Source organism: Streptomyces sp. NPDC058663 (assembly GCF_042716745.1).
Lineage (GTDB): Bacteria > Actinomycetota > Actinomycetes > Streptomycetales > Streptomycetaceae > Streptomyces.
The window spans coordinates 15,551-35,847 of the sequence record NZ_JBHXRV010000060.1; the positions used below are offsets into that span (position 1 = coordinate 15,551).

Below are 20,297 nucleotides of genomic sequence, written 5' to 3' on the forward strand. Positions count from 1 at the left end.
GGGTACGGGCCCTTCTTATCGAATGCATACCCGGTGGGGGTAAGGTGCCGGGCATGGTGACCGACGGGCGGGGCGCATGGGGCGGGCGGCTGCTGCTGCTCGCGGCGCTCCTGTTCGGCATCGTCACGATGCATACGCTCGGGCACCCCGCGGAGCAGCACCGGACCGGCGCCTCCGGCGCGCACGCGAGCGCCGACGCGGCCGCGAGCGACGCCGCCACCACTCCCCGCACACACCTCGCGCCCCACGCGCCTCCCCCGCCCGCCGCACCCTTCGGGGCCCACGCACTCCCCGCGCACCACGCACCCCTCGCGCCCCTCGCGCCCGCCGCACTCTCCGGGACCCACACACTCCCCACGCACCACGCACTCCCCGAGCGCCACCCCCTCCCCGCGCCTCACGCACCTCCTCCCCCCGGCACGGCCCACCAGGCCCCGCACCCGGCGTCCGTCACCGCCTCCGGCGCCACCTCCCCCGGGGGCTCCCCGCACGGCATGGATCCCCTGTCCGTGTGTCTCGCCGTGCTCGGCGCGTTCGGGGTCGTCCTGCTGGGGGCGTGGCTGGTGGTGTGCCGCGGGGCGGTGGTCCGGGACCTGGCGCGGGTCCTGCGCGGGGCGTCGCTGCGGGCCCTGTGGCCCCCTCCGGAGCCGCCCGGATCGGTTCTCGCCCGGCTGTCGGTCTGCGGATCTAGGAGCGGACCCCCGAGGGGACACCACCGCTCCGGGCACGCGTGCGCCCTGCGCATCTCTTGTGCGCACGCGCCCTGCCGCCTACGCACCTTGCCTCGCACGCGCTCACGCGCCGTCGCGCGGCCGCACGCGCGCGTGCCCGCACTCCGTCACCGACACCACCACACGAGGACGTTTCCCATGCGTACCCCCACCACGCGCCGCACCCTGCTCGGCGCCGCCGTCGCCGCCGCGGGCACCGGCTTCCTGACCGCCTGCTCCGGCTCGTCCGAACCCTCCGCCTCCGGCCATGCGGGCACGGACGCAAGGGACCACTCCGGCGGGAACTCCGCGGGCACCCGGCCCGGCGGCAGCGGCGCGCCCGCCCCCGCCGGCTACATCGCCCCGCAGGACCCCGAGGTCGCCGCCGCAGAGAAGGCCCGCGGCACAGGACCGGTCCGCGAGGTCGAGCTGACCGCCACCCCCGCCACCCTGGACCTCGGCGGCGGTACGACCGTCAGGTCCTGGGCGTACGGCGACACCCTGCCGGGCAAGGAGGTGCGGGTGACGGCGGGCGACACTCTCGCCCTGACCCTCGCCAACCACCTCCCCGCCGCCACCTCCCTGCACTGGCACGGGCTGGCCCTGCGCAACGACATGGACGGCGTGCCGGGCCTGACGCAGCAGGAGATCAGGCCGGGCGCCGAGTTCGCCTACCGGTTCGCGGTGCCGCACCCGGGCACGTACTGGTTCCACCCGCACTCGGGCGTGCAGCAGGACCGGGGCCTGTACACGCCGCTGATCGTCGAGGACCCGAAGGAGCCGCTGAAGTACGACAAGGAGTGGGTCGTCGTCCTGGACGACTGGGTCGACGGCGTCCAGGGCTCCACCCCGGAGGCGGTACTGGCCGAACTGAGCCGGGGCATGGGCGGCATGGACCACGGGAGCGGCGGCAATGGGGGCGGCGGTCACGAGGGCCACTCGATGCCCGCCCCCGCGCGGACGGAGCCTGCCCCCGGGGGCCCCTCGCGCATGCTGATGGGCGCCACCAGCGACCTCCTGGGCCCCGACGCGGGCGACGTCGCGTACCCGCACTACCTGATCAACGGCCGTACCCCGCAGGCCCCTTCCACGTACCGCGCCAGGCCCGGTGACCGGATCCGCATCCGGCTCATCAACGCGGGCGGCGACACCGCCTTCCGCGTCGCGCTCGGCGGACACCGGATGACGGTCACCCACACCGACGGCTTCCCCGTCCGGCACGCGACGACGGACGCGCTGCTGCTCGGCATGGGCGAGCGGTACGACGTCCTGATCACCGCGGGTGACGGGGTCTTCCCGCTCACCGCGGTCGCCGAGGGCAAGAAGCAGGCGGCGCTGGCGCTGCTGCGCACCGGTGGCGGCGGCGCGCCCGCCGCCTCCGTACGCCCGAGGGAACTGACCGGGAAACTGCTGACGGCGCAGCAGCTGACCGCGCACGAGTCGGTCGCCCTGCGGGTCCGCGAGCCGGACCGGACGGTACGGATCAAGCTGACCGGCGGAATGGCCGCGTACGACTGGGCGTTCGACGGGAAGCCGTACGCGGCGGACCAACGGCACCCGGTGAAGTCGGGCGAGCGGGTCAGGCTCGACTTCACCAACGCGACGACGATGTGGCATCCGCTGCACCTGCACGGGCACACCTTCGCCCTGGCGGGCGGCGCGAAGGGCGCGCGCAAGGACACCGCGGTCATCCTGCCGGGCGGCCGCCTCACGGTGGACTTCGACGCCGACAACCCGGGCCTGTGGATGATCCACTGCCACAACGTCTACCACTCGGAGGCCGGGATGATGACGGTGCTGGGCTACCGGCGCTGAGCGGGCCCGCGGGGGCGGGGCGGGAGGGCCGTGGCGTCCGGCCGCCCCGCCCCCGGCGGGCGGTGAAAACGGGGTAAGGCGCCGGTGAAGATCCTGTTAGGGTCGCGGCACCACGGGTCGAATACACATTCGCACTGCCCGGTTCGCCGAAGGACACCACCGTATGACCACGCCCGCCCCGCCCCCCGAATCCAACCCCTGGGCACCGCCGGCGGAGGGCGGGCACCGGACGCCGCCCGGCACCCCGCACACCGACCCGTACCCCCACCCGATGGGTCCGCCGCCGGGCGCGCCGCAGGGTTCCTACGGGTATCCGCTCCCCCACCAGGGCGACTACGGCCTGCCGTTCGCACCGCCCCCGCCCGCACCGAGCAACGGCATGGGGATCACCGCGCTGACCCTCGGCATGGTCAGCACGGTCCTCGGCATGCTGGTCTTCCTCTTCTGGGCGACCTGGCTGCCGGGCGTACTGGCTCTGGTCTTCGGCATCGTCGGGCTGCGCCAGGTGAAGCGGGGCAGGGCCACCAACAAGGGCGTCGCCGTGTCCGGCGTGATCCTCGGCATCGCGGGCCTGCTGCTTTCGGGCGCCGGCGGCTACTTCGCCGTCACCAAGTACCGGGAGATCGAGAACCGGGTGACGGAGCGGCAGGCGGCCGACGACGCACGGCCGTACGGCAGGCCCACCGAGGGCGGCGAGGGCCGGGGGGCGGACGCCGCACCCCCTCTGCCGACCCCCGAGCCGTCTCCGGAGCCGAAGATCATGCCGCTCGGGAAGACCTTCACCTACGCGGACGGCATCAAGATCACCGTGAGCGCCCCGAAGGCCTTCGCTCCCAGCCGGTACGCCCGCCACCTGCTCAAGCCGGGCAACCGCGCGTACTACCTGAAGATCACCATCGTGAACGGCAGCCAGGAACGGCTCTCCCCGCTCTCGTACCCGCAGATCACGGACGAGGAGGGAACCGAGGTGGAGACCATGTTCGACACCGACTACGTGTCGCACTTCGCCCGGACCGTCCTGCCCGGCAAGCAGTCCAGCTCCCTGCACGCCTTCCAGGTGCCCAGGAACGCGCCCACGGAGCTCCAGCTGGAATATGCCCCGGACTACTCCGAACACACGGCTCAGATCTGGACGGGAACGGTCAAGTAGGGACCCGCCGCTCCCGCAGAATCCGGTCGCGGCGCGGTCCGGCGCCGGGCGGTCCGGCACCGGGCGGTCCGGCGCCGGCCCCCGCCGGACCGCGCCGCGAAACGCTAGAACTTCACCCGCGCCGCGACCGGCAGGTGGTCGCTCGCCGTCTCCGGCAGCGTCCACGAGGACACCGGTTCCACGCCCTTGACCATGATCTGGTCGATGCGGGCCATCGGGAAGGAGGCGGGCCAGCTGAAGCCGAAGCCGTCGCCCGCCGCGCCCTGGGTGGAGCGCATCTGGGCGGTGATGCCGTTGAGGGCGCGGTCGTTCATGGTGCCGTTGAGGTCGCCGAGCAGCACGACCCGCTGGAGCGGCTCGCGGGCGATGGCCTCACCGAGGGCGTCGGCGCTGTCGTCGCGCTGACCCGCGGTGAAGCCCGCGTTGAGCTTGACCCGTACGGACGGCATGTGGGCGACGTACACCGCGACGTCGCCCCGGGGCGTGGCCACCGTGGCGCGCAGCGCGCGTGCCCAGCCGAGCTTGATGTCGACCTTGCGGGTGTCGGTCAGCGGGTACTTGCTCCACACGCCGACGGTGCCCTGCACCGAGTGGTACTTGTACGTGCCGCGCATGGCCCGCTCGTACCCGGTGAGGTGGTCGCCGGCGATCTCCTCCAGGGCGACGACGTCCGCACCGGATGCGGCGAGGACACGGACGGTGCCCTCGGGGTCGTTGTTCCCGGCGTTGACGTTGTGGGTGGCCACGGTGAGGTCGCCGCCCGGGGACGCCTTGTCGGTGTAGAGCCCGCCGAAGAGGTTGAGCCAGACGGCGGCCGGGAGGATCAGCGCGACCAGGGCGATGGCCGAGCGGCGCAGCAGTGCGCACAGCAGCAGCACCGGGACCGCGAGGCCGAACCAGGGCAGGAACGTCTCGGTGAGGCTGCCGAGGTTGCCGATGGCGTTGGGGATCTGCGCGTGGAACATCATCACCAACGCGACCAGGACGGCGAGGACCGCGAGGAAGCTGCCCCGCCGCCAGATCCGGCGGTCGCCGCGCCAGCCGGCGGTCAGCCGGCTGAAACGCGAGCCGCCCGCCGAGCCGGAGCCGGAGCCGGTGCCGGAACCAGACTCACGGGCAGGTCCGAAGCCGGAGCCGGCAGCGGACCCGGATCCAGACCCACGGGCAGGTCCGAAGCCGGAACCGGAAGCAGGACCGTAAGCGGGACCGGCGTCGGAACCGGACCCCGGGCCCGCAGAACCGGACCCCGGGCCCGCAGAACCGGAGCCAGAAGGGCCGCTCCTGGAGGGCTCTGCCTGGGATCCGTCGTTCCCGGTGTCCGGCCTGTACGCCTGCGCCATACCGCTGTCCTCACTCGCCTTGCTCGCTCACCGCCCGCCCCGCCCCCTTGACCCTAGGCGATGACCGGCGTCCCACTCCGCCGCCATCCGGAACGGCCGTACTGCCTCAAGGACGGCGTGCTCCCGCGGCGGGTTCCTGAGGAGCGGTCCACCCCGCCCTCTGTGACGAAACGCGCACAAAAGGGCAGGTGGGGAAGGTGTCGTGGCACCCCACTACCGCGGGGCTGCCGGGGATGCCACCATGGAGGTGGTCCGGAGACGCCGTAAGGGCGCTTCGAGATGACGAAGGAGCCGTTTCAGCCATGACTCTTCAGGCTGCCAAGAACGCTGCCCAGAACCCGGATTCCGCCGGGTCGCCCCCCGCCGCGAGCGCGCCGCCCGCCGCCGCGAGCCGGGACCCCAAGTCGCTCTACGGAGGCACCGGCGCCCGCCGGATCACCGTCCACCAGATCGCCGCCGCCAAGGAGCGCGGCGAGAAGTGGCCCATGCTCACCGCGTACGACGCGATGACGGCGTCCGTGTTCGACGAGGCCGGCGTGCCGGTGCTGCTCGTCGGGGACTCCATGGGCAACTGCCACCTCGGGTACGAGACCACCGTGCCGGTCACCATGGACGAGATGGCCTTCCTGTCGGCCGCCGTCGTACGGGGCACCACGCGGGCGATGGTCGTCGCGGACCTGCCGTTCGGCTCGTACCAGGAGGGCCCGGTACAGGCCCTGCGCAACGCCACCCGGCTGATCAAGGAGTCGGGTGTCGGCGCGGTCAAGCTGGAGGGCGGCGAGCGCTCGCTGCCGCAGACCGAGCTGCTGGTCGCCTCCGGCATCCCGGTGATGTCCCACCTGGGGCTGACCCCGCAGTCGGTGAACACGCTCGGCTACCGCGTGCAGGGCCGCGGCGACGAAGCGGCCCACCAGCTGCTGCGGGACGCCAAGGCCGCCGAGAACGCGGGCGCCTTCGCGCTGGTGCTGGAGCTGGTGCCTGCGGAGCTCGCCGCCGAGGTCACCCGCAGCCTGTCCATCCCGACCATCGGCATCGGCGCGGGCCCCGACACCGACGCGCAGGTCCTGGTCTACACCGACATGGTGGGGCTGACCGGCGGCAAGGTGCCGCGCTTCACCAAGCAGTACGCGAACCTGCGCCAGACGCTCGGGGACGCGGCGAAGGCGTTCTCGGAGGAGGTCTCGGGCGGCACGTTCCCGCGCGAGGAGCACACCTTCCACTAGTACCCCGGCCCGTCCGCGCACCCCGGGCGGGCCACCGGCCACCACCCGCAGGACCGACGGCCCGCCGGCTTCCCCCACGGCGGGCCGTCGGCGTGTGCGCGGGCGGGCGCGGCAGCCCGGCGGACCCGGCCCGTCGGCGTTCTGTCGGTGAGCTGTCGGCCGGCGGCCGCCGCCCCAGCGGGACTGTAGGCCGGTTGTCAGTGGTGTCTGATCCCATGAGGGACATGACGCGATACGACAAGAAGCCGGGCGGCGCAGGCAGCCCCGCCATCCAGGTACGAGGCCTGGTGAAGCACTACGGCGAGACCAAGGCACTGGACGGTGTGGACCTGGACGTCAGCGAGGGCACGGTCCTCGGTGTCCTGGGCCCCAACGGCGCGGGCAAGACCACGCTGGTGCGCTGCCTCTCCACGCTCATCCGTCCCGACTCCGGCACCGCGACGGTCGCCGGGTTCGACGTGGTGCGCCAGCCGAGGCAGCTGCGCCGCACGATAGGCCTGACCGGGCAGTACGCCTCGGTCGACGAGAAGCTCTCCGGCTGGGAGAACCTCTACATGATCGGGCGGCTGCTCGATCTGTCCCGCAAGGACTCCCGCAAGCGCGCGGACGAGCTCCTGGAGCGGTTCTCGCTGACCGAGGCGGCGAAGAAGGCGGCGGCCACGTACTCCGGCGGCATGCGGCGCCGGCTCGACCTGGCGGCGTCCATGATCGGGCAGCCCGCCGTGCTCTATCTGGACGAGCCGACGACCGGCCTCGACCCCCGCACCCGCAACGAGGTGTGGGCGGAGGTGCAGCGGATGGTCGGCGAGGGCGTCACCGTGCTGCTGACCACGCAGTACATGGAGGAGGCAGAGCAGCTGGCCAGCGAGCTGACCGTGATCGACCGGGGCAAGGTCGTCGCGGAGGGCAAGGTGGACGAGCTGAAGGCGAAGGTCGGCGGGCGGACGCTGCAGATCCGTCCCTCCGACCCGGCCCGGCTGGGCGCCATGGCGGACACCCTGACCGAGGCGGGCCTCGACGGCATCGCGGGCGCACAGGCCCGGGTCGACGAGGGGCTGTTGTACGTCCCGATTCTCAGCGACGAGCAACTGACCGCCGTGGTCGGCCTGTTGGGGGCACGGGGATTCGCCATCGCGGACATCGGCACCCATCTGCCCAGCCTGGACGAGGTGTTCCTGGCGATCACGGGCGAGAAGAGCAGCGAGGCGGACGCCGAGTCGGACGCGCAGGGTCAGGACCGGGTCATGGACAAGGAAGAGGTTGCGGCATGAGTACGGCCACCCTGAACAAGCCGTCGCCGGATGCGCGGCAGGTCCGCCCGGCGGCCGCCGCCGACGAGGGCCGGATCGGTCTGCGGGCCAATCTGCGCCACATCAGCGCGCTCGCCCGGCGCAACGCGCTGCAGATCAAACGGGACCCGGAGTCGATGTTCGACGTCCTGCTGATGCCGATCATCTTCACCCTGCTGTTCACCTTCGTCTTCGGCGGTGCGGCGTTCGGCAAGGACAACCTCGACGCCTACGTCAGCTACCTGGCCCCCGGCCTGATGGCGATGATGGGTCTGAACGTGTCGATGGCGGTCGGCACCGGTGTCAACGAGGACTTCAAGAAGGGGGTCATGGACCGGTTCAGGACCATGCCCATCGCCCGGTCCTCGGTGCTCATCGCGAAGATCGTCGTAGAGATCGGCCGGATGCTCGTCGCCTTCGCGGTGCTGCTGATCGTCAGCATGATCCTGGGCATGTCCATCGAGACGTCCCCGCTCCACGTCCTGGCGGCGGTCGGCCTGTCGATGCTCTTCGGCGCCTCGCTGATGTGGGTGTTCATCCTGATCGGTCTGACCGTCCCGACGGCGCAGGCCGTGCAGGGAGTGGCGATGCTGGTGCTGATGCCGCTCCAGTTCGGCTCGTCGATCTTCACGCCGACGTCGACGATGCCGGACTGGCTGCAGAGCTTCACCGACTACAACCCGCTGTCCAACCTGGCGGACGCGGCACGCGGCCTGTTCCTCGGCGGTCCGATCGCCACCGATGTGTGGATGGTGCTGGGCTGGTCGGCGTTGATCACCCTGGCCACCGCACCGCTGGCGATCTCCAGGTTCCGCAACAAGACGTGACGTCGCCGCCGGGGCGCTAGCCCCGCTGTCCTTCCCGCTGGTTCCGGTACTGATCGCGTCGTGCGTACACGAGGGCGGTGGCCTCCTCCAAGGTGAGGCCGCCGCCCTCGGCGTACGCGCACGCGTAGGCGGCGTCGCCCAGGACGGCGCGGGCGGGGCGGGCCGCGAGGTCCCGGCATCCGGCCTCGTGCGCGTTGACGAAGTGCGCTACGGGAAGGGACTCCTGGTACGCCCCGAGCAGCCGGGCCGCGTCCGTGGCAAGGGACGTGTCCGGCCGCCCGTCCTCCGCTCCCGCGAGTCCGGCCAGCGAGCCCGCCACCACCATCAGCTGCACGGCAGGCATGTGAGGGGCCACCATTCTCGACAAGGAGTCCTCGGACCGCTCCAGCGCGCGTGCGCCCAGGACGAGTCCTTCTCCGTACGCCCCCTCCAGGTTGGCCACCCAGGCGAGCAGTCCGAGCGAGACGCCGTCGAAGATGAACAGAGTGCCGGAGTCTCCCTCGTTGAAGTCTGCTCGCAGCAGCGTGAGTTGCTCGCGGGCCTCCCGCAGGCGGCCGGTGCGGCCGAGCCGGACGCCGAGGATCAACCGGGCGGCCGCCCTCGCCTCCAGGCCAGGTGCTTCCGCCTCGTCGAGGATCTCGCGCAGCAAGGATTCGCCCTCCGCGCCGCCCTCGCCCTCGCCGAATTCGACGAGTGCGCCGCCCAGCCGGGCGCGCAGCAGCCTGGCCTGGCCGTGCGCCTGAAGCTGCTCCGCGAGGCCGATGGCGGCGCGGTAGGCGTCGGCGGCACGGGCGTACTCCCCCATGCGTTCGTACGCCTCGCCGCGTGCGGAGAGCGACTCGGCGGCCCCCCAGGCGTCGCCGAGCCGCTGGAAGATCTCCAGGCTCTCGCCGGCGTCCCTCAGGGCGTCGCCTGCCCACGCGGTGTGGTTGGCGGAAATGTTGGCGCGCATCTCGAGGGCGAAGGCCAGCTCCCACGCGTAACCGAAGTCGCGGCAGGCCCGGACGGTCGCGTCGACGGCTTCCTGCAGCTGCTCGCTCCGGTCGCCGGACATGATCAGCGCCATCAGCCACAGCGAGCCGGGGGTGCGGCAGGTCTGCGGCAGTCCGGGGCGGTAGGTGGCGACGACCCTGCGCAGCCATGCCTTGGACTCCGGGCTGAACCAGGTGTCCACGTGGTGGTTCATGTTGACCAGGTGGAGCATCCTCAGGCCGCGCCTGGCCTCCTGGAGCACCTCGGGGCGCATCGGCGGAGGCGCGTCGGTGCAGCGTTCGAAGACGGCGGGGGCGGGTTCGACCGGCTCGTCGAACGGGTCGGCGCTCAGCGCCATGGTGGCGGACGTCCAGTACCTCGCGTCGGCGCGCAGGTCGCGGCACTGCCAGTACCAGGCGAGGGAGTGCACCAGGCAGAGCGCCTCCTGCTCGTCCTCGGCGGCGAGCGCGCGGCGCAGGGCGGTGCGCAGGTTCTCGTACTCGCGCTGGAAGCGGGCGACCCACAGGAGCTGGTCGCGGCCGCGCAGCAACGGGTCGCCGAGGCGCGCGAACTCGCGGAAGTGGACCAGGTGGCGGCGCTCGGTGGCCGCGCGTGCGCCGGACTCGGCGAGGCGGGCGGCGGCGTACTCCGCGACGGTCTCCAGGAGGTGGTAGCGCATCTGGCCGTCCGTGTCGTCCGGTGTGGCGACGACCAGCGACTTGTCGACGAGCGAGCCGAGCAGGCCGAACGCGTCGGGGCCGCAGACGGCTTCGGCGGCGGCCAGGTCGCAGCCGCCCGCGAAGGCCGAAAGGGCGGCCAGCACCTGGCGTTCGGCTCCCTCCAGGAGGTCCCACGACCAGTCGACGACCGCGCGCAGGGTCTGCTGGCGCGGCAGTACGGTGCGGGATCCCGCGGTGAGCAGGCGGAACCTGTCGTCCAGCCGGTCGGCGATCTGACGCGGGGTGAGCATCCGCAGCCGGGCGGCGGCGAGTTCGATGGCGAGCGGCAGCCCGTCCAGGCGGCGGCAGATCTCGACGGCGGCCTCCCGGTCGTCGTCGACGCGGAAGCCGGGCCTGGCGGCGGCCCCGCGCTCGGCGAGGAGCTGGAGCGCGAAGGGTTCGGGCAGCGGTTCCACCGGGCGCACCAACTCCCCAGGCACGCCCAGGGGTTCGCGGCTGGTGGCGAGGACGGTCAGCCCGGGGCAGTGCGCGAGGAGGTGTTCGGCGAGGTGCGCGGCGGCGCCCACCACGTGCTCGCAGTTGTCGAGCAGGATCAGCATCCGGCGGTGCGCGCAGTGCTCGACGAGGAGGGCGAGAGGGTCGTCGCCGTGCCGGGCCGCGGCCCGGAACTCCTCGGCACCCGCGCCGCGCAGGACGGTGTCGCGGGCGCCGAGGGCGGTGAGGGCGGCTCCGGGGACGTTCTCCGGGTCGTCGACGGGGGCGAGTTCGACCATCCAGATGCCGTCGGGCCAGGGGGTGGAGCCCGGCGCGGCGCCCGCTCCGGCCCGGGCGGCCTCGGCGGCTTCCGCGGCCCCGGCGGTCTCGGCGGCTTCGGCGGCTTCCTGGGAGAGGCGGGTCTTGCCTGCGCCGCCGGGGCCGAGGAGGGTCACCAGGCGGGCCTGCGCGAGGTCGCCCCGGATGGCGTCGAGGTCGGCCTCGCGTCCGACGAAGGAGGTGAGGCGGGTGCGGAGGTTGCCACTGTGGGAGGCGGGGTGGAGGGCGGGTGCCGGCGAGGGGAGCGGGCTCAGGTCGGCGGCCGGGTCCGGGGTCGGTTCCGGGGCCGGTTCTGGGGCCGGGACCGGGTCCGGGGCGAGCAACCGGGCGTGCAGGGAGCGCAGTTCGGCGGACGGGTCGGTGCCGAGGCGGTCGGCCAGATGGGCGCGTACCTCCTCGTACGCGACCAGGGCATCGGCGGTACGGCCGGTGGCGTGCAGGGCGCGCAGCCGCAGTGCCTGGAGGGGTTCGTCCAGGGGGTGCTCCGCGCAGAGGGCGGTCAGCTCGGGCAGTGCCTCGGCGGCCGCTCCGAGGGCCAGGGACGCGCCCAGCCCGGCGCGCCGGGCGTCGAGCAGGCGGGCGTCCCAGCGGGCCGAGTCGGCACTGCGGGCGGGCAGGTCGGCCAGGGCGGGGCCGCCGCCTGCCCGCCACAGGGCGACGGCGTCGTCCAGCAGGGAGACGGCCTTCGTGGGGTCGCCCTCGGCGGCGGCCCGCAGGCCTTCGGCGGTGAGGTGCTCGAAACGGTGCAGGTCGATGTCGTCCCGGGCGGCGGCGAGTACGTAGCCGCCGTCGGCGGACGTGACGGCGTCGCGGCCGATGCTTTTGCGCAGCCGGGCGACCAGGGCCTGGACGGCTCCCGGGACGTCGGCGGGGGCGGTGTCCGGGTCGGCCCAGAGTTCGTCGGCGAGGGCGGCCACGGAGAGGTGGCGGCCGGGGCGCAGGGCGAGCGCGGTGAGGAGTGCGCGCAGGCGGGGGCCGCCGAGGGGGACGGGGGTGCCGTCGTCGCGGAGGGCTCGGGCGGGGCCGAGGATCTGATAGCGCACCCACCCATTGTCCCTGCCCTGCGGCACCCTTCCGGCGGCGCGTTGCCTGCCGGGGCACGGGTGCCGCGCCGCCTCCCGTGGGCACAGGGGCCGCCCCCCTGGGGCGCGGGGGTCCCCCCTGCTCGAGCGAAGCCGAGAGCTTGGGGGAGGGTGGGCACGGGGGGCGGCCCCCGACCCCGCATCACTTACTGGGTCCCGGCCCACCCCGGGCAGCCGGAGTGGCATGCCACTTGCACAGGGCAAAGCGGTGCGGTGCGGGCCGGAGGTGGCGCGGGGCTCAAGGGTTCGGCTCCGCCGGGGCCGCCCCCTTGCCCGCCCGTCCCGCCCCCGGGGGGCGGCCCCGCCGCCCAAGGGGACGGGGTAATCAGGGGGCGGCCCGGCCGCCCAAGGGGGCGGGGGGGGTAGGGGTGTGGGCGGCACCGCCGACCAAGGGCGCGGCGGTAATCAGGCCGGTCCGCCGCCCAAGGGGGCTGGAGTAAGGCGGCGGGCAGGGAGGGCGGGAACCTCTGGGTTGGGGTGGGGCGTTGAGGGGGGTGTCGGGCGGGTACGGTCGGGTCCGGGTGACGGGCCAGTGCCCGGGTGCCGGGTGCCGGGTGCCGGGTCGGTGCCCGGGGGTCGGCCGTACGCCCCGTACCCCGTCCCCGCGTGCCGCCCCCGCCGCTCACCGTCCGTCCCAGGAGTCGCTCACATGACCACCGCCATCAGCCGCAGGGACCGCCGTGTCAGCCCGGTCTTTCTCGGCATCGTCGCCGTCATGGCGGTCGCGGGCTGGGCCGTCTGGACGGACTTCGCTGCCTCCCCGGGCATCGCGGTGTTCCTGTTCGTGACCGCCGCCTGGGTCGTCTCGCTGTGTCTGCACGAGTACGCGCACGCCCGCACCGCCCTGCACAGCGGCGACATCACCATCGGCGCCAAGGGCTATCTGACGCTCAATCCGCTCAAGTACACGCACGCCCTGCTCAGCATCGTGCTGCCGATCGTCTTCGTGATCATGGGCGGGATCGGCCTCCCCGGCGGTGCCGTCTTCATCGAGCGGGGCCGTATCCAGGGCCGCTGGAAGCACAGTCTGATCTCGGCGGCGGGACCGCTCACCAACGTCGTGTTCGCCGTCATCTGCACAGCGCCGTTCTGGCTGGGCGCCCTGGACGGCGTCCCGGCGGCGTTCCGTTACGCCCTCGGTTTCCTGGCGCTGCTCCAGGTGTCCGCGGCGATCCTGAACTTCCTGCCGGTTCCGGGACTCGACGGGTACGGGGTGATCGAGCCCTGGCTCTCGTACAGGATCCGGCGGCAGGTCGAACCGTACGCGCCCTTCGGGCTGCTGTTCGTGTTCGCACTGCTGTGGGTGCCGAGCGTGAACCGGGTGTTCTTCGACGTGATCTACGCGCTCACCAGTGGCCTCGGGGTGGACGAGGTGGCGAGCTACTGCGGGCGCGACCTGTTCCAGTTCTGGCAGGAGACGAACCCGCTCTGCGAGGTCCGCTAGACCGCTCGGCCTCAGGCCCCGGGGTCCGCCTGACCTCCGGGCCTCAGGCCCGGGCGGCGGAGGCGTCCCGTTCCGCCTTCTCGGCCTTCGCCCTGCGCAGGTAGAACCACGCCATGTTCGACGAGACGCCGGCCAGCAGGATCCACACGATCCCCAGCAGGTTGCCCGCGACGAAGGAGACCACCGCGGCGGCGACCGACAGGGCGCAGACGACGAGGGCGTACAGAGCGAGGCGGGGCATGGGGGACGGCTCCTGTCCAGGTTGACCGGGGGTGTACTGCCCGTCCAGGTCGACGGGGGTGCTGCCCGTCCAGGTTGACGGGGGGGTGCTGCCCGTCCAGTGTCCCCCATGCCCGGATCGCCTTATACGTCGGTCACGCGCAGACCCGCGTGGGCCTTGTACCTGCGGTTCGCCGAGATCAGGTTGGCGACGAGCGACTCCACCTGGTGGGCGTTGCGCAGCCGGCCCGCGAAGACGCCGCGCATGCCGGGGATGCGGGCGGCCAGCGCCTGTACAAGGTCGGTGTCCGCGCGCACCTCGCCGAGCACCATCACATCGGTGTCGATCTCCTCGACCGCCGGGTCCTGCAGGAGGACGGCCGAGAGGTGGTGGAAGGCGGCGGTGACCCGCGAGTCCGGGAGGAGCGCCGCGGCCTGCTCGGCGGCACTGCCCTCCTCCGGCTTCAGCGCGTACGCACCTTTCTTGTCAAAGCCGAGCGGGTTGACGCAGTCGATCACGAGCTTGCCCGCCAGTTCGCCGCGCAGCGCTTCGAGGGTCTTGGCGTGGCCGTCCCACGGCACCGCGACGATCACGATGTCGCTGCGCCGTGCGCACTCGGCGTTGTCGGCGCCCTCGACGCCGAGGCCCAGCTCCTCGGCCGCCGACACGGCGCGCTCGGCGGCCCGCGAGCCGATGATCACCTTCTGGCCCGCCCTGGCCAGACGGTAGGCGAGGCCGCGGCCCTGGTCCCCCGTACCGCCGAGGACGCCGACGACGAGGCCGGACACGTCGGGCAGGTCCCAGGGGTCCTTGACCGGCTTGGGGGCGGGGGCGGCGGCGCCCGTGGTGCTGTCTGTGGTGGAAGTCATGCGCCGACCCTACTTCCCGGTAGACCGCTCGTCCGGGTGAGCCCGCGCCCGTCCCGCGTACACGCCCCGGCCGCACCGGGCAGGCTGCGGCCCATGGATGCCGTGAGGGTCGCACTGCTGCGGGAAGTCCTGGCCGGTACGGAGTGGCTGGGGGCGACGCGGAGATTCGCCGGGGTGCTGCGTGCGTCGGTGGTGCCGCAGGACAGCGGGCTGCTGCTGGTGGGGACGCGGCGGTACGAACCGTGGCACCTGGCGGCGCACCTGCTGGACGAGGCGGCCTGGTCGGGACTGCCCGCGCTGGCACCCACCCTCGTACGGCACCGGGTGCGCGCGGACGACCCGGCACACCTGTCGACGGGCCTGGGCAGGCTGACGACGGCAGGCCGGGGCCAGACGCTGCTGGTGGTGGCTCCGGGCGAGGGAGACACGGACGCGGACGCGGAGACGGCTCCAGGGGCGGGCCGGCCCGCGGGTGAGGCCGCGCGTCCCGGCCCGGGTGCGGGTACGAGTGCGGGCGGGCACACGGACCCGGCCGCAGGCACGGGTGCCGACGAGGTGCTGCTGGAGCGGATCAGCGACGTGCGGCGCGCCGGGGCCACAGTTCTCGCCCTCACCGCGGACGCCGACCGCGACGGCGAACTGGGCTCCCTGGCACACGAGTTGCTCGCCGTGCCGGGCGGCGGGGCGGTCGACCTGGACACGGTGCAGCACCTGGTGAGCGCGGCGGCCGGGGAGAACGTACTGCCGGGCCCGCGGGGCGGACGCCGGTTCCGCGACCGGCTCTCCCGCCTGGCGGACCGGCTGACCGCCCCTCCCCCGGAGCGCTGGTAGCGGGCGAGGTCCACGCAGCGCCCCGCACCTGAGGCCTGGGCGGCCGCGCCGGAGGACCGGACGGCACCTCCGCCGAAGGACCGGACGGCACCGTCGCCGAAGGACCCGGGCGCCCCCACCGAGGGCCGGGCGGCACCTCCGCCGGAGGACCGGGCGGCACCGAAGCCCCCGGCGATAACAAGTTGCACAGTTCACTCAAATCCGCGCAGCATGACCCTTCGTGCCTCCCAAATCCGCCAGGTTCTCGCCGGCATCCGTACTGCCCGACCTCTCCCCCTGGCGCTCGTCCGCCGACTTCCGGTTGCTCTGGGTCCAGGGCCTGGTGGCGTTCTTCGGCAGTTCCATGGCTCTCGTCGCGTTGCCGCTGCAGATCGCCCAGCTCACCGACTCGCCGCTCGCCGTGGGAGCGATCGGGGCGGTCGAACTGGTTCCGCTGATCGTCTTCGGGCTCTACGGCGGGGCACTCGCCGACGCGTCCGACCGGAAGCGGATCATCCTGCTCACCGAGGCAGGGCTCGGCGTGCTCGCCGCCGTGCTCCTGGTGAACTCGCTGCTCCCGCAGCCCATGCTGTGGCCGCTGTACATCGTCGCCGCCGGTGTCGCCGCCCTCGCCGGGCTCCAGCGCCCCGCCCTGGACTCCCTGATGGCGCGGATCGTCCCGCACGACCAGCTCACCGCTGCCGCCGCCCTCAACGGCCTGCGCTGGCAGGTCGGGGCAATCGCCGGTCCCGCCCTCGCGGGTGTCGTCGTCGCGACCGCGGGCACGCCGACCGCGTACACGGTCACCGTCGTCGGGTTCGCCGCGTCGGTGCTGATGTGCCTGCGGCTCTCCCCCGCCCCGCCGGTGCGGCACGCGGAGAAGCCGTCGCTGCGCGGCATAGCGGAGGGGGCGCGCTACGCGTGGAGCAAGCCGGTGCTGCTCGGGACGTACGCGATCGATTTGGCCGCCATGTTCTTCGCGTTCCCGAACGCGGTCTTCCCGTTCCTGGCGACGGCCCTGCACGCGGAATGGGCACTCGGGCTGATGTACGCGGCGATGCCGCTGGGCGCCTGTCTGGTCGGGGTGACCAGCGGGTGGGCGTCGAAGGTACGGCGGCACGGGCGGCTCGTCGTGCTCGGTGCGACCGGCTGGGGCCTGGCCATGACGGCCGCCGGCCTCACCTCGAACGTCTGGCTGGTGCTCCTGTGCATCGTCCTGGCGGGCGGCGGCGACATGATCAGCGGTCTGGGCCGCTCGACCATCTGGAACCAGACCATCCCCGAGGAGCTGCGCGGCCGGCTCGCGGGCATCGAGATCCTCTCGTACAGCTGCGGGCCCCAGCTCGGCCAGGTCAGGTCGGGGGCGACCGCGGGGTGGACGGGTGCGCGGGGGGCCGTGTGGAGCGGGGGTGCGGCGTGCGTGGTGGCGGTGGGGCTGCTGGCCGCCGTGCTGCCGAAGCTGCTGTCGTACGACTCGGAGACGGACGAGGACGCGTGTTTGCGGCGGGCGCAGCGGGAGGTGGAGGGGGCGGGGGAGTCGCTGTCGGCTCCGTAGTGCCGTGCCCCTCCGGGGCGAGGGGTCGGGAGGCCGACGGGGGCGGGCGCGGGGCCGGGGTGGGGCGGGGCGCAGGGGTGCGGCTCCGCCGGGGGCCGCCCCCTTGCCCGCCCGTTCCGCCCCCGGGGGGCGGCCCCCGCCGCCCAAGGGGCCTGGGGGGTGGGGCGGCCCCCGCCGCCCAAGGGGCCTGGGGGGATCAGGGGGTGGGGTCCTGGGGGGAGCCGGGTTTGTCGTGCCACTTGGGGTCGTTCTCCCACTCCAGGTTGCGCTCGCGGGCCGTGTCCATGGCGTGCTGCGCCTCCTGCTGGGTGGCGTACGGGCCGAAGCGGTCCTTGGAGGGGCACTGCGGGCCCTCCTCGACCGTCTTGTGCTCCAGGCAGTAGAACCACTCGCCGGGCTTGCCGGTGGTGCGTCGTTTGAACAGGGCCATCGCTCTCGTCTCCTCGCTCGGTACCGCTGATGCGCTGCGTCGTTTCTGCCGCCATAGTGCCCCCACAGTGCTGACTACACTCGTCGGCATGTCTGGCCAGTCGCTGCTCGTACCAGGGGAGCTCTCTCCCACCCGTTCCGTCCCCGGCAACATCCGGCGCCCCGAGTACGTCGGGAAACCCGCGCCCACGCCGTACACAGGGCCCGAGGTCCAGGACTCCGACACCGTCGAGCGGATGCGTATCGCGGGCCGCATCGCCGCGCAGGCGATGGAGGAGGCCGCCAAGCACATCGCACCCGGTGTGACCACCGACGAGCTCGACCGGGTCGCGCACGAGTTCATGGTGGACCACGGCGCCTACCCCTCGACCCTTGGCTACAAGGGCTATCCGAAGTCGCTGTGCAGCTCGGTCAACGAGGTCATCTGCCACGGCATCCCCGACTCCACCGTGCTGCGCGACGGCGACATCGTGAACCTCGACGTCACCGCGTACATCAACGGCGTGCACGGCGACAACAACGCCACCTACCTCTGCGGCGACGTCGACGAGGAGTCGCGCCTGCTCGTCGAGCGCACCCGGGAATCCCTCAACCGTGCCATCAAGGCGGTCAAGCCGGGCCGTCAGATCAACGTCATCGGCCGGGTCATCGAGTCGTACGCCAAGCGTTTCGGCTACGGCGTGGTCCGCGACTTCACCGGACACGGCATCAACACGTCCTTCCACTCCGGCCTGATCGTGCCGCACTACGACAGCCCGCACGCCACGACCGTGATGCAGCCCGGCATGACGTTCACCATCGAGCCGATGCTGACGCTCGGCACGCACGAGTACGACATGTGGGAGGACGGCTGGACGGTCGTCACCAAGGACCGCAGGCGCACGGCTCAGTTCGAGCACACGCTGGTGGTGACGGACACCGGGGCGGACATCCTCACGCTGCCGTAACCGGGGGCGGGGCGGACCGCGGGGCGTGCGGAGGTTTTTACCGACAGCACGTCGGGAACATGTTGACTTAGGTAATCCTAAGCAACGAAGATCGGTGGTGGCAGGTGTCAGCGCTGCCACCACCGCTCTCTTTCCGGCCCCTTCTGTCCCTGGAGGTCCGCTTTGGGCACCAATTTCTCCACCCAGATCCGTGAGGCCTCGCACGAGCAGCACACGGAGGCGGAGACCTCGACGTTCATGAGCGACCTCCTCGGCGGCAAGCTGGGCGTGGAGGCGTACGCGCGCTACACGGAGCAGCTGTGGTTCGTGTACAAGGCCCTTGAGGACGCTGCCGACGCGCTGCGCGAGGACCCGGTGGCGGGTCCGTTCATACAGCCCGAGCTGATGCGCGTCGCGGAGCTGGAGCGCGACCTGGCGCACCTGCGGGGCGAGAACTGGCGTCAGGACCTGGCCCCGCTCCCCGCCACCGAGGCGTACGCGGCCCGCGTCACCGAGTGCGCGGCCACCTGGCCCGGCGGGTACGTCGCCCACCACTACACCCGCTACCTCGGCGACCTCTCCGGCGGCCAGATCATCCGCGACAGGGCGGAGAAGGCCTGGGGCTTCGCACGCAAGGGCGACGGCGTGCGCTTCTACGTCTTCGAGCAGGTCTCCAACCCGGCCGCTTTCAAGCGGGGTTACCGGGAGCTGCTGGACGGCATCGCGGCGGACGAGCTGGAGAAGAAGCGCATCATCGACGAGTGCAAGCGGGCGTTCGACTTCAACGGGGCGGTGTTCCGGGAGCTGGGCGGGGAGTTCCCGCTCAGTGCGTAAATCCTGGTATGGCGGCGTGGCGGCGTGACGGCGTGACGGCGTGACGGATCGTCGAGGTGGGAGCAAGTACGTCGGTATCAGGGGGTCCACGCCGGGACGGTGTGGACCCCCTGCCGTGCGGGTGCTGCGGGCGCGGACGCGGGCGCGTGGCCCGGTGGGGTGAAGCGGACGCGGCCGCCGAGCTCGACGAGGCCGCCGGGGCCCGGCGCGGTGAGGAGCTGGGAGCCCCTGCCCTGGGTGATGTTGAGGGCGCGGCCGAGTTCGGCGGTGAGCAGGAGCGCGGCGGCACCGGTCGCCTCGTCCTCAGCGATGCGGTCGTCGCGGCGGAGGAATCCCCGGGCGCGCACCCGTCCCGCGGCCTCGTCCTCCCAGGCCCAGGCGTACAGCCGGCCCCCGCCCGGCGGCGGGGCGGGCAGTGCGTCGACCTCGGCCGGGGTGGCGCAACGGCGCAAGGTGTACGGGGGTGCCCACTCGGGGCGGACGGTGATCCAGCTGAACTCGCCGTCCTGGCGCGCGAAGACGTCGCCCACGGGCAGTTCCAGGACCTCGACGTCGAGGAGCCAGGCGACGCCGACGAGGGGGTGTCCGGCGAAGGGGAGGCGGGTGGTGGGGGTGCGGATGTCGACGACACCGCGCTCGGGGTCGTCGACGAACACGGTCTCGCTGTCACCGAGTCGCCGCGCCAGCTCCTGGCGCTCCGCCGGATCGGGGTGCGTCCGGGAGGCGTCCCGTACGACACCGAGGGTGTTGCCGTGGGTGCCGTGGGGGCCGCAGAAGACTTGGAGGAGGTCTAGGTCGTTCACGGCCGCATTGAAGCACGGGCGTGGGGCGGGGTGGCGCCCACATCCCGGACTCCGCGGCCCGGGTACTGGCACAGCGCGAGCCGGTGCTCCTGCTCGCCGAGCCGACCGCGGCGCTCGGCCTGCGCCACCAGGAGCCGGTGCCGCGGATCTGCCGCGCGTGGGCGGCGGCCGGGGACGCGGTCGTCGTCGTCCTGCACGACCCCGGTCCCGGCTTCGGCCTCGGTCCCGGTCCCGGCCTCGGTCCCGGCCTCGGTCCCGGCCTCGGTCCCACTCCCGGTCTCGCCGGGGCGTACGCGGACCGGGTCGCCGTCCTCCACGGGGGGGGTGGCTCGCACCGTGCGGGCGGCCCGCGGAGCTGTTCGGCGAGGAGCTGCCGAGCCCGTGTACCGGCAGCCGGTCGAGGTCCTTCCGCACCCGCGGACCGGGGATCCGCTGGTGCTCCCCCGGCGGACCGTGCCGCACGGGCCCCGGTAGGGTTCCGGTCGTCGGCGACCGTGACACAGAAG

The 20,297-nt window shown here is 73.1% G+C and carries 16 protein-coding genes and 1 pseudogene; 11 read left to right on the forward strand and 6 right to left on the reverse strand.

The genetic code is table 11. From position 1 onward, the window contains the following. Positions 1-869 precede the first annotated feature (869 nt). Together ACFWVV_RS32725 and ACFWVV_RS32730 are read left to right on the forward strand one after the other, a co-directional pair. Positions 870-2,525, forward strand: a complete 1,656-nt coding sequence (locus ACFWVV_RS32725; RefSeq protein WP_384345022.1) for a multicopper oxidase family protein — start codon at positions 870-872, stop codon at positions 2,523-2,525. 163 nt (positions 2,526-2,688) lie between these two features. Next, positions 2,689-3,675, forward strand: coding sequence for a DUF4190 domain-containing protein (locus tag ACFWVV_RS32730; protein ID WP_384345025.1), 987 nt, complete (start codon positions 2,689-2,691; stop codon positions 3,673-3,675). A 104-nt stretch (positions 3,676-3,779) separates the two neighbouring features. Here the strand turns inward: ACFWVV_RS32730 and ACFWVV_RS32735 are convergent, their stop codons facing one another. After that, positions 3,780-4,727, reverse strand: coding sequence for an endonuclease/exonuclease/phosphatase family protein (locus ACFWVV_RS32735; protein ID WP_384345126.1), 948 nt, complete (start codon positions 4,725-4,727; stop codon positions 3,780-3,782). A 590-nt stretch (positions 4,728-5,317) separates the two neighbouring features. Here ACFWVV_RS32735 and panB point away from each other — a divergent pair. From panB to ACFWVV_RS32750, 3 genes are all read left to right on the forward strand, one after another. After that, on the forward strand, positions 5,318-6,238 hold the full coding sequence (gene panB / locus ACFWVV_RS32740) for a 3-methyl-2-oxobutanoate hydroxymethyltransferase (protein ID WP_384345027.1): 921 nt from the start codon (positions 5,318-5,320) through the stop codon (positions 6,236-6,238). A gap of 215 nt (positions 6,239-6,453) precedes the next feature. Next, positions 6,454-7,509: an ATP-binding cassette domain-containing protein gene (locus ACFWVV_RS32745; RefSeq protein ID WP_384345030.1), complete on the forward strand. Its 1,056-nt coding sequence runs from the start codon at positions 6,454-6,456 to the stop codon at positions 7,507-7,509. Next, on the forward strand, positions 7,506-8,354 hold the full coding sequence (locus ACFWVV_RS32750; RefSeq protein WP_384345033.1) for an ABC transporter permease: 849 nt from the start codon (positions 7,506-7,508) through the stop codon (positions 8,352-8,354). The genes ACFWVV_RS32745 and ACFWVV_RS32750 overlap by 4 nt, the downstream gene beginning before the upstream one ends. A 16-nt stretch (positions 8,355-8,370) precedes the next feature. On the opposite strand, the gene ACFWVV_RS32755 is transcribed toward ACFWVV_RS32750, so the two are convergent. After that, positions 8,371-11,862, reverse strand: coding sequence for a BTAD domain-containing putative transcriptional regulator (locus ACFWVV_RS32755; RefSeq protein WP_384345036.1), 3,492 nt, complete (start codon positions 11,860-11,862; stop codon positions 8,371-8,373). Positions 11,863-12,550: 688 nt separating this feature from the next. On the opposite strand from ACFWVV_RS32755, the gene ACFWVV_RS32760 reads away from it, so the two are divergent. Continuing rightward, positions 12,551-13,345 carry a site-2 protease family protein gene (locus ACFWVV_RS32760; RefSeq protein ID WP_384345039.1) on the forward strand — a complete coding sequence of 265 codons (795 nt, stop codon included), beginning with the start codon at positions 12,551-12,553 and terminating at the stop codon, positions 13,343-13,345. A gap of 43 nt (positions 13,346-13,388) precedes the next feature. Here the strand turns inward: ACFWVV_RS32760 and ACFWVV_RS32765 are convergent, their stop codons facing one another. Both ACFWVV_RS32765 and npdG read right to left on the reverse strand, forming a co-directional pair. After that, entirely contained in the window at positions 13,389-13,586 is a 198-nt protein-coding gene (locus ACFWVV_RS32765) for a hypothetical protein (RefSeq protein WP_384345042.1), read from the reverse strand. A 122-nt stretch (positions 13,587-13,708) separates the two neighbouring features. Further along, on the reverse strand, positions 13,709-14,434 hold the full coding sequence (npdG, locus tag ACFWVV_RS32770) for an NADPH-dependent F420 reductase (RefSeq protein WP_384345045.1): 726 nt from the start codon (positions 14,432-14,434) through the stop codon (positions 13,709-13,711). Positions 14,435-14,527: 93 nt separating this feature from the next. Here npdG and ACFWVV_RS32775 point away from each other — a divergent pair, with 93 nt between their 5' ends. Then, entirely contained in the window at positions 14,528-15,265 is a 738-nt protein-coding gene (locus tag ACFWVV_RS32775; protein WP_384345048.1) for a hypothetical protein, read from the forward strand. A gap of 220 nt (positions 15,266-15,485) precedes the next feature. Beyond that, positions 15,486-16,799: an MFS transporter gene (locus ACFWVV_RS32780; protein WP_384345051.1), complete on the forward strand. Its 1,314-nt coding sequence runs from the start codon at positions 15,486-15,488 to the stop codon at positions 16,797-16,799. Positions 16,800-16,995: 196 nt separating this feature from the next. On the opposite strand, the gene ACFWVV_RS32785 is transcribed toward ACFWVV_RS32780, so the two are convergent. Further along, positions 16,996-17,229 (reverse strand): hypothetical protein, encoded by a 234-nt coding sequence (locus tag ACFWVV_RS32785; protein ID WP_384345054.1) that lies wholly within the window; start codon positions 17,227-17,229, stop codon positions 16,996-16,998. 88 nt (positions 17,230-17,317) lie between these two features. Here ACFWVV_RS32785 and map point away from each other — a divergent pair, with 88 nt between their 5' ends. Further along, positions 17,318-18,175: a type I methionyl aminopeptidase gene (map, locus tag ACFWVV_RS32790; protein WP_384345057.1), complete on the forward strand. Its 858-nt coding sequence runs from the start codon at positions 17,318-17,320 to the stop codon at positions 18,173-18,175. A gap of 162 nt (positions 18,176-18,337) precedes the next feature. Then, positions 18,338-18,988: a heme oxygenase (biliverdin-producing) gene (locus ACFWVV_RS32795; protein ID WP_384345060.1), complete on the forward strand. Its 651-nt coding sequence runs from the start codon at positions 18,338-18,340 to the stop codon at positions 18,986-18,988. A 77-nt stretch (positions 18,989-19,065) separates the two neighbouring features. On the opposite strand, the gene ACFWVV_RS32800 is transcribed toward ACFWVV_RS32795, so the two are convergent. Beyond that, the gene (locus tag ACFWVV_RS32800) at positions 19,066-19,791 is read right to left on the reverse strand and encodes a PhzF family phenazine biosynthesis protein (protein ID WP_384345062.1); all 726 of its coding nucleotides are present in this window, start codon (positions 19,789-19,791) and stop codon (positions 19,066-19,068) included. 29 nt (positions 19,792-19,820) lie between these two features. Between ACFWVV_RS32800 and ACFWVV_RS32805 the strand changes: the two are divergent. Further along, a pseudogene (locus tag ACFWVV_RS32805) lies at positions 19,821-20,265 on the forward strand (hypothetical protein); the annotation flags it as partial. Between the last annotated feature and the right edge of the window lie 32 nt (positions 20,266-20,297).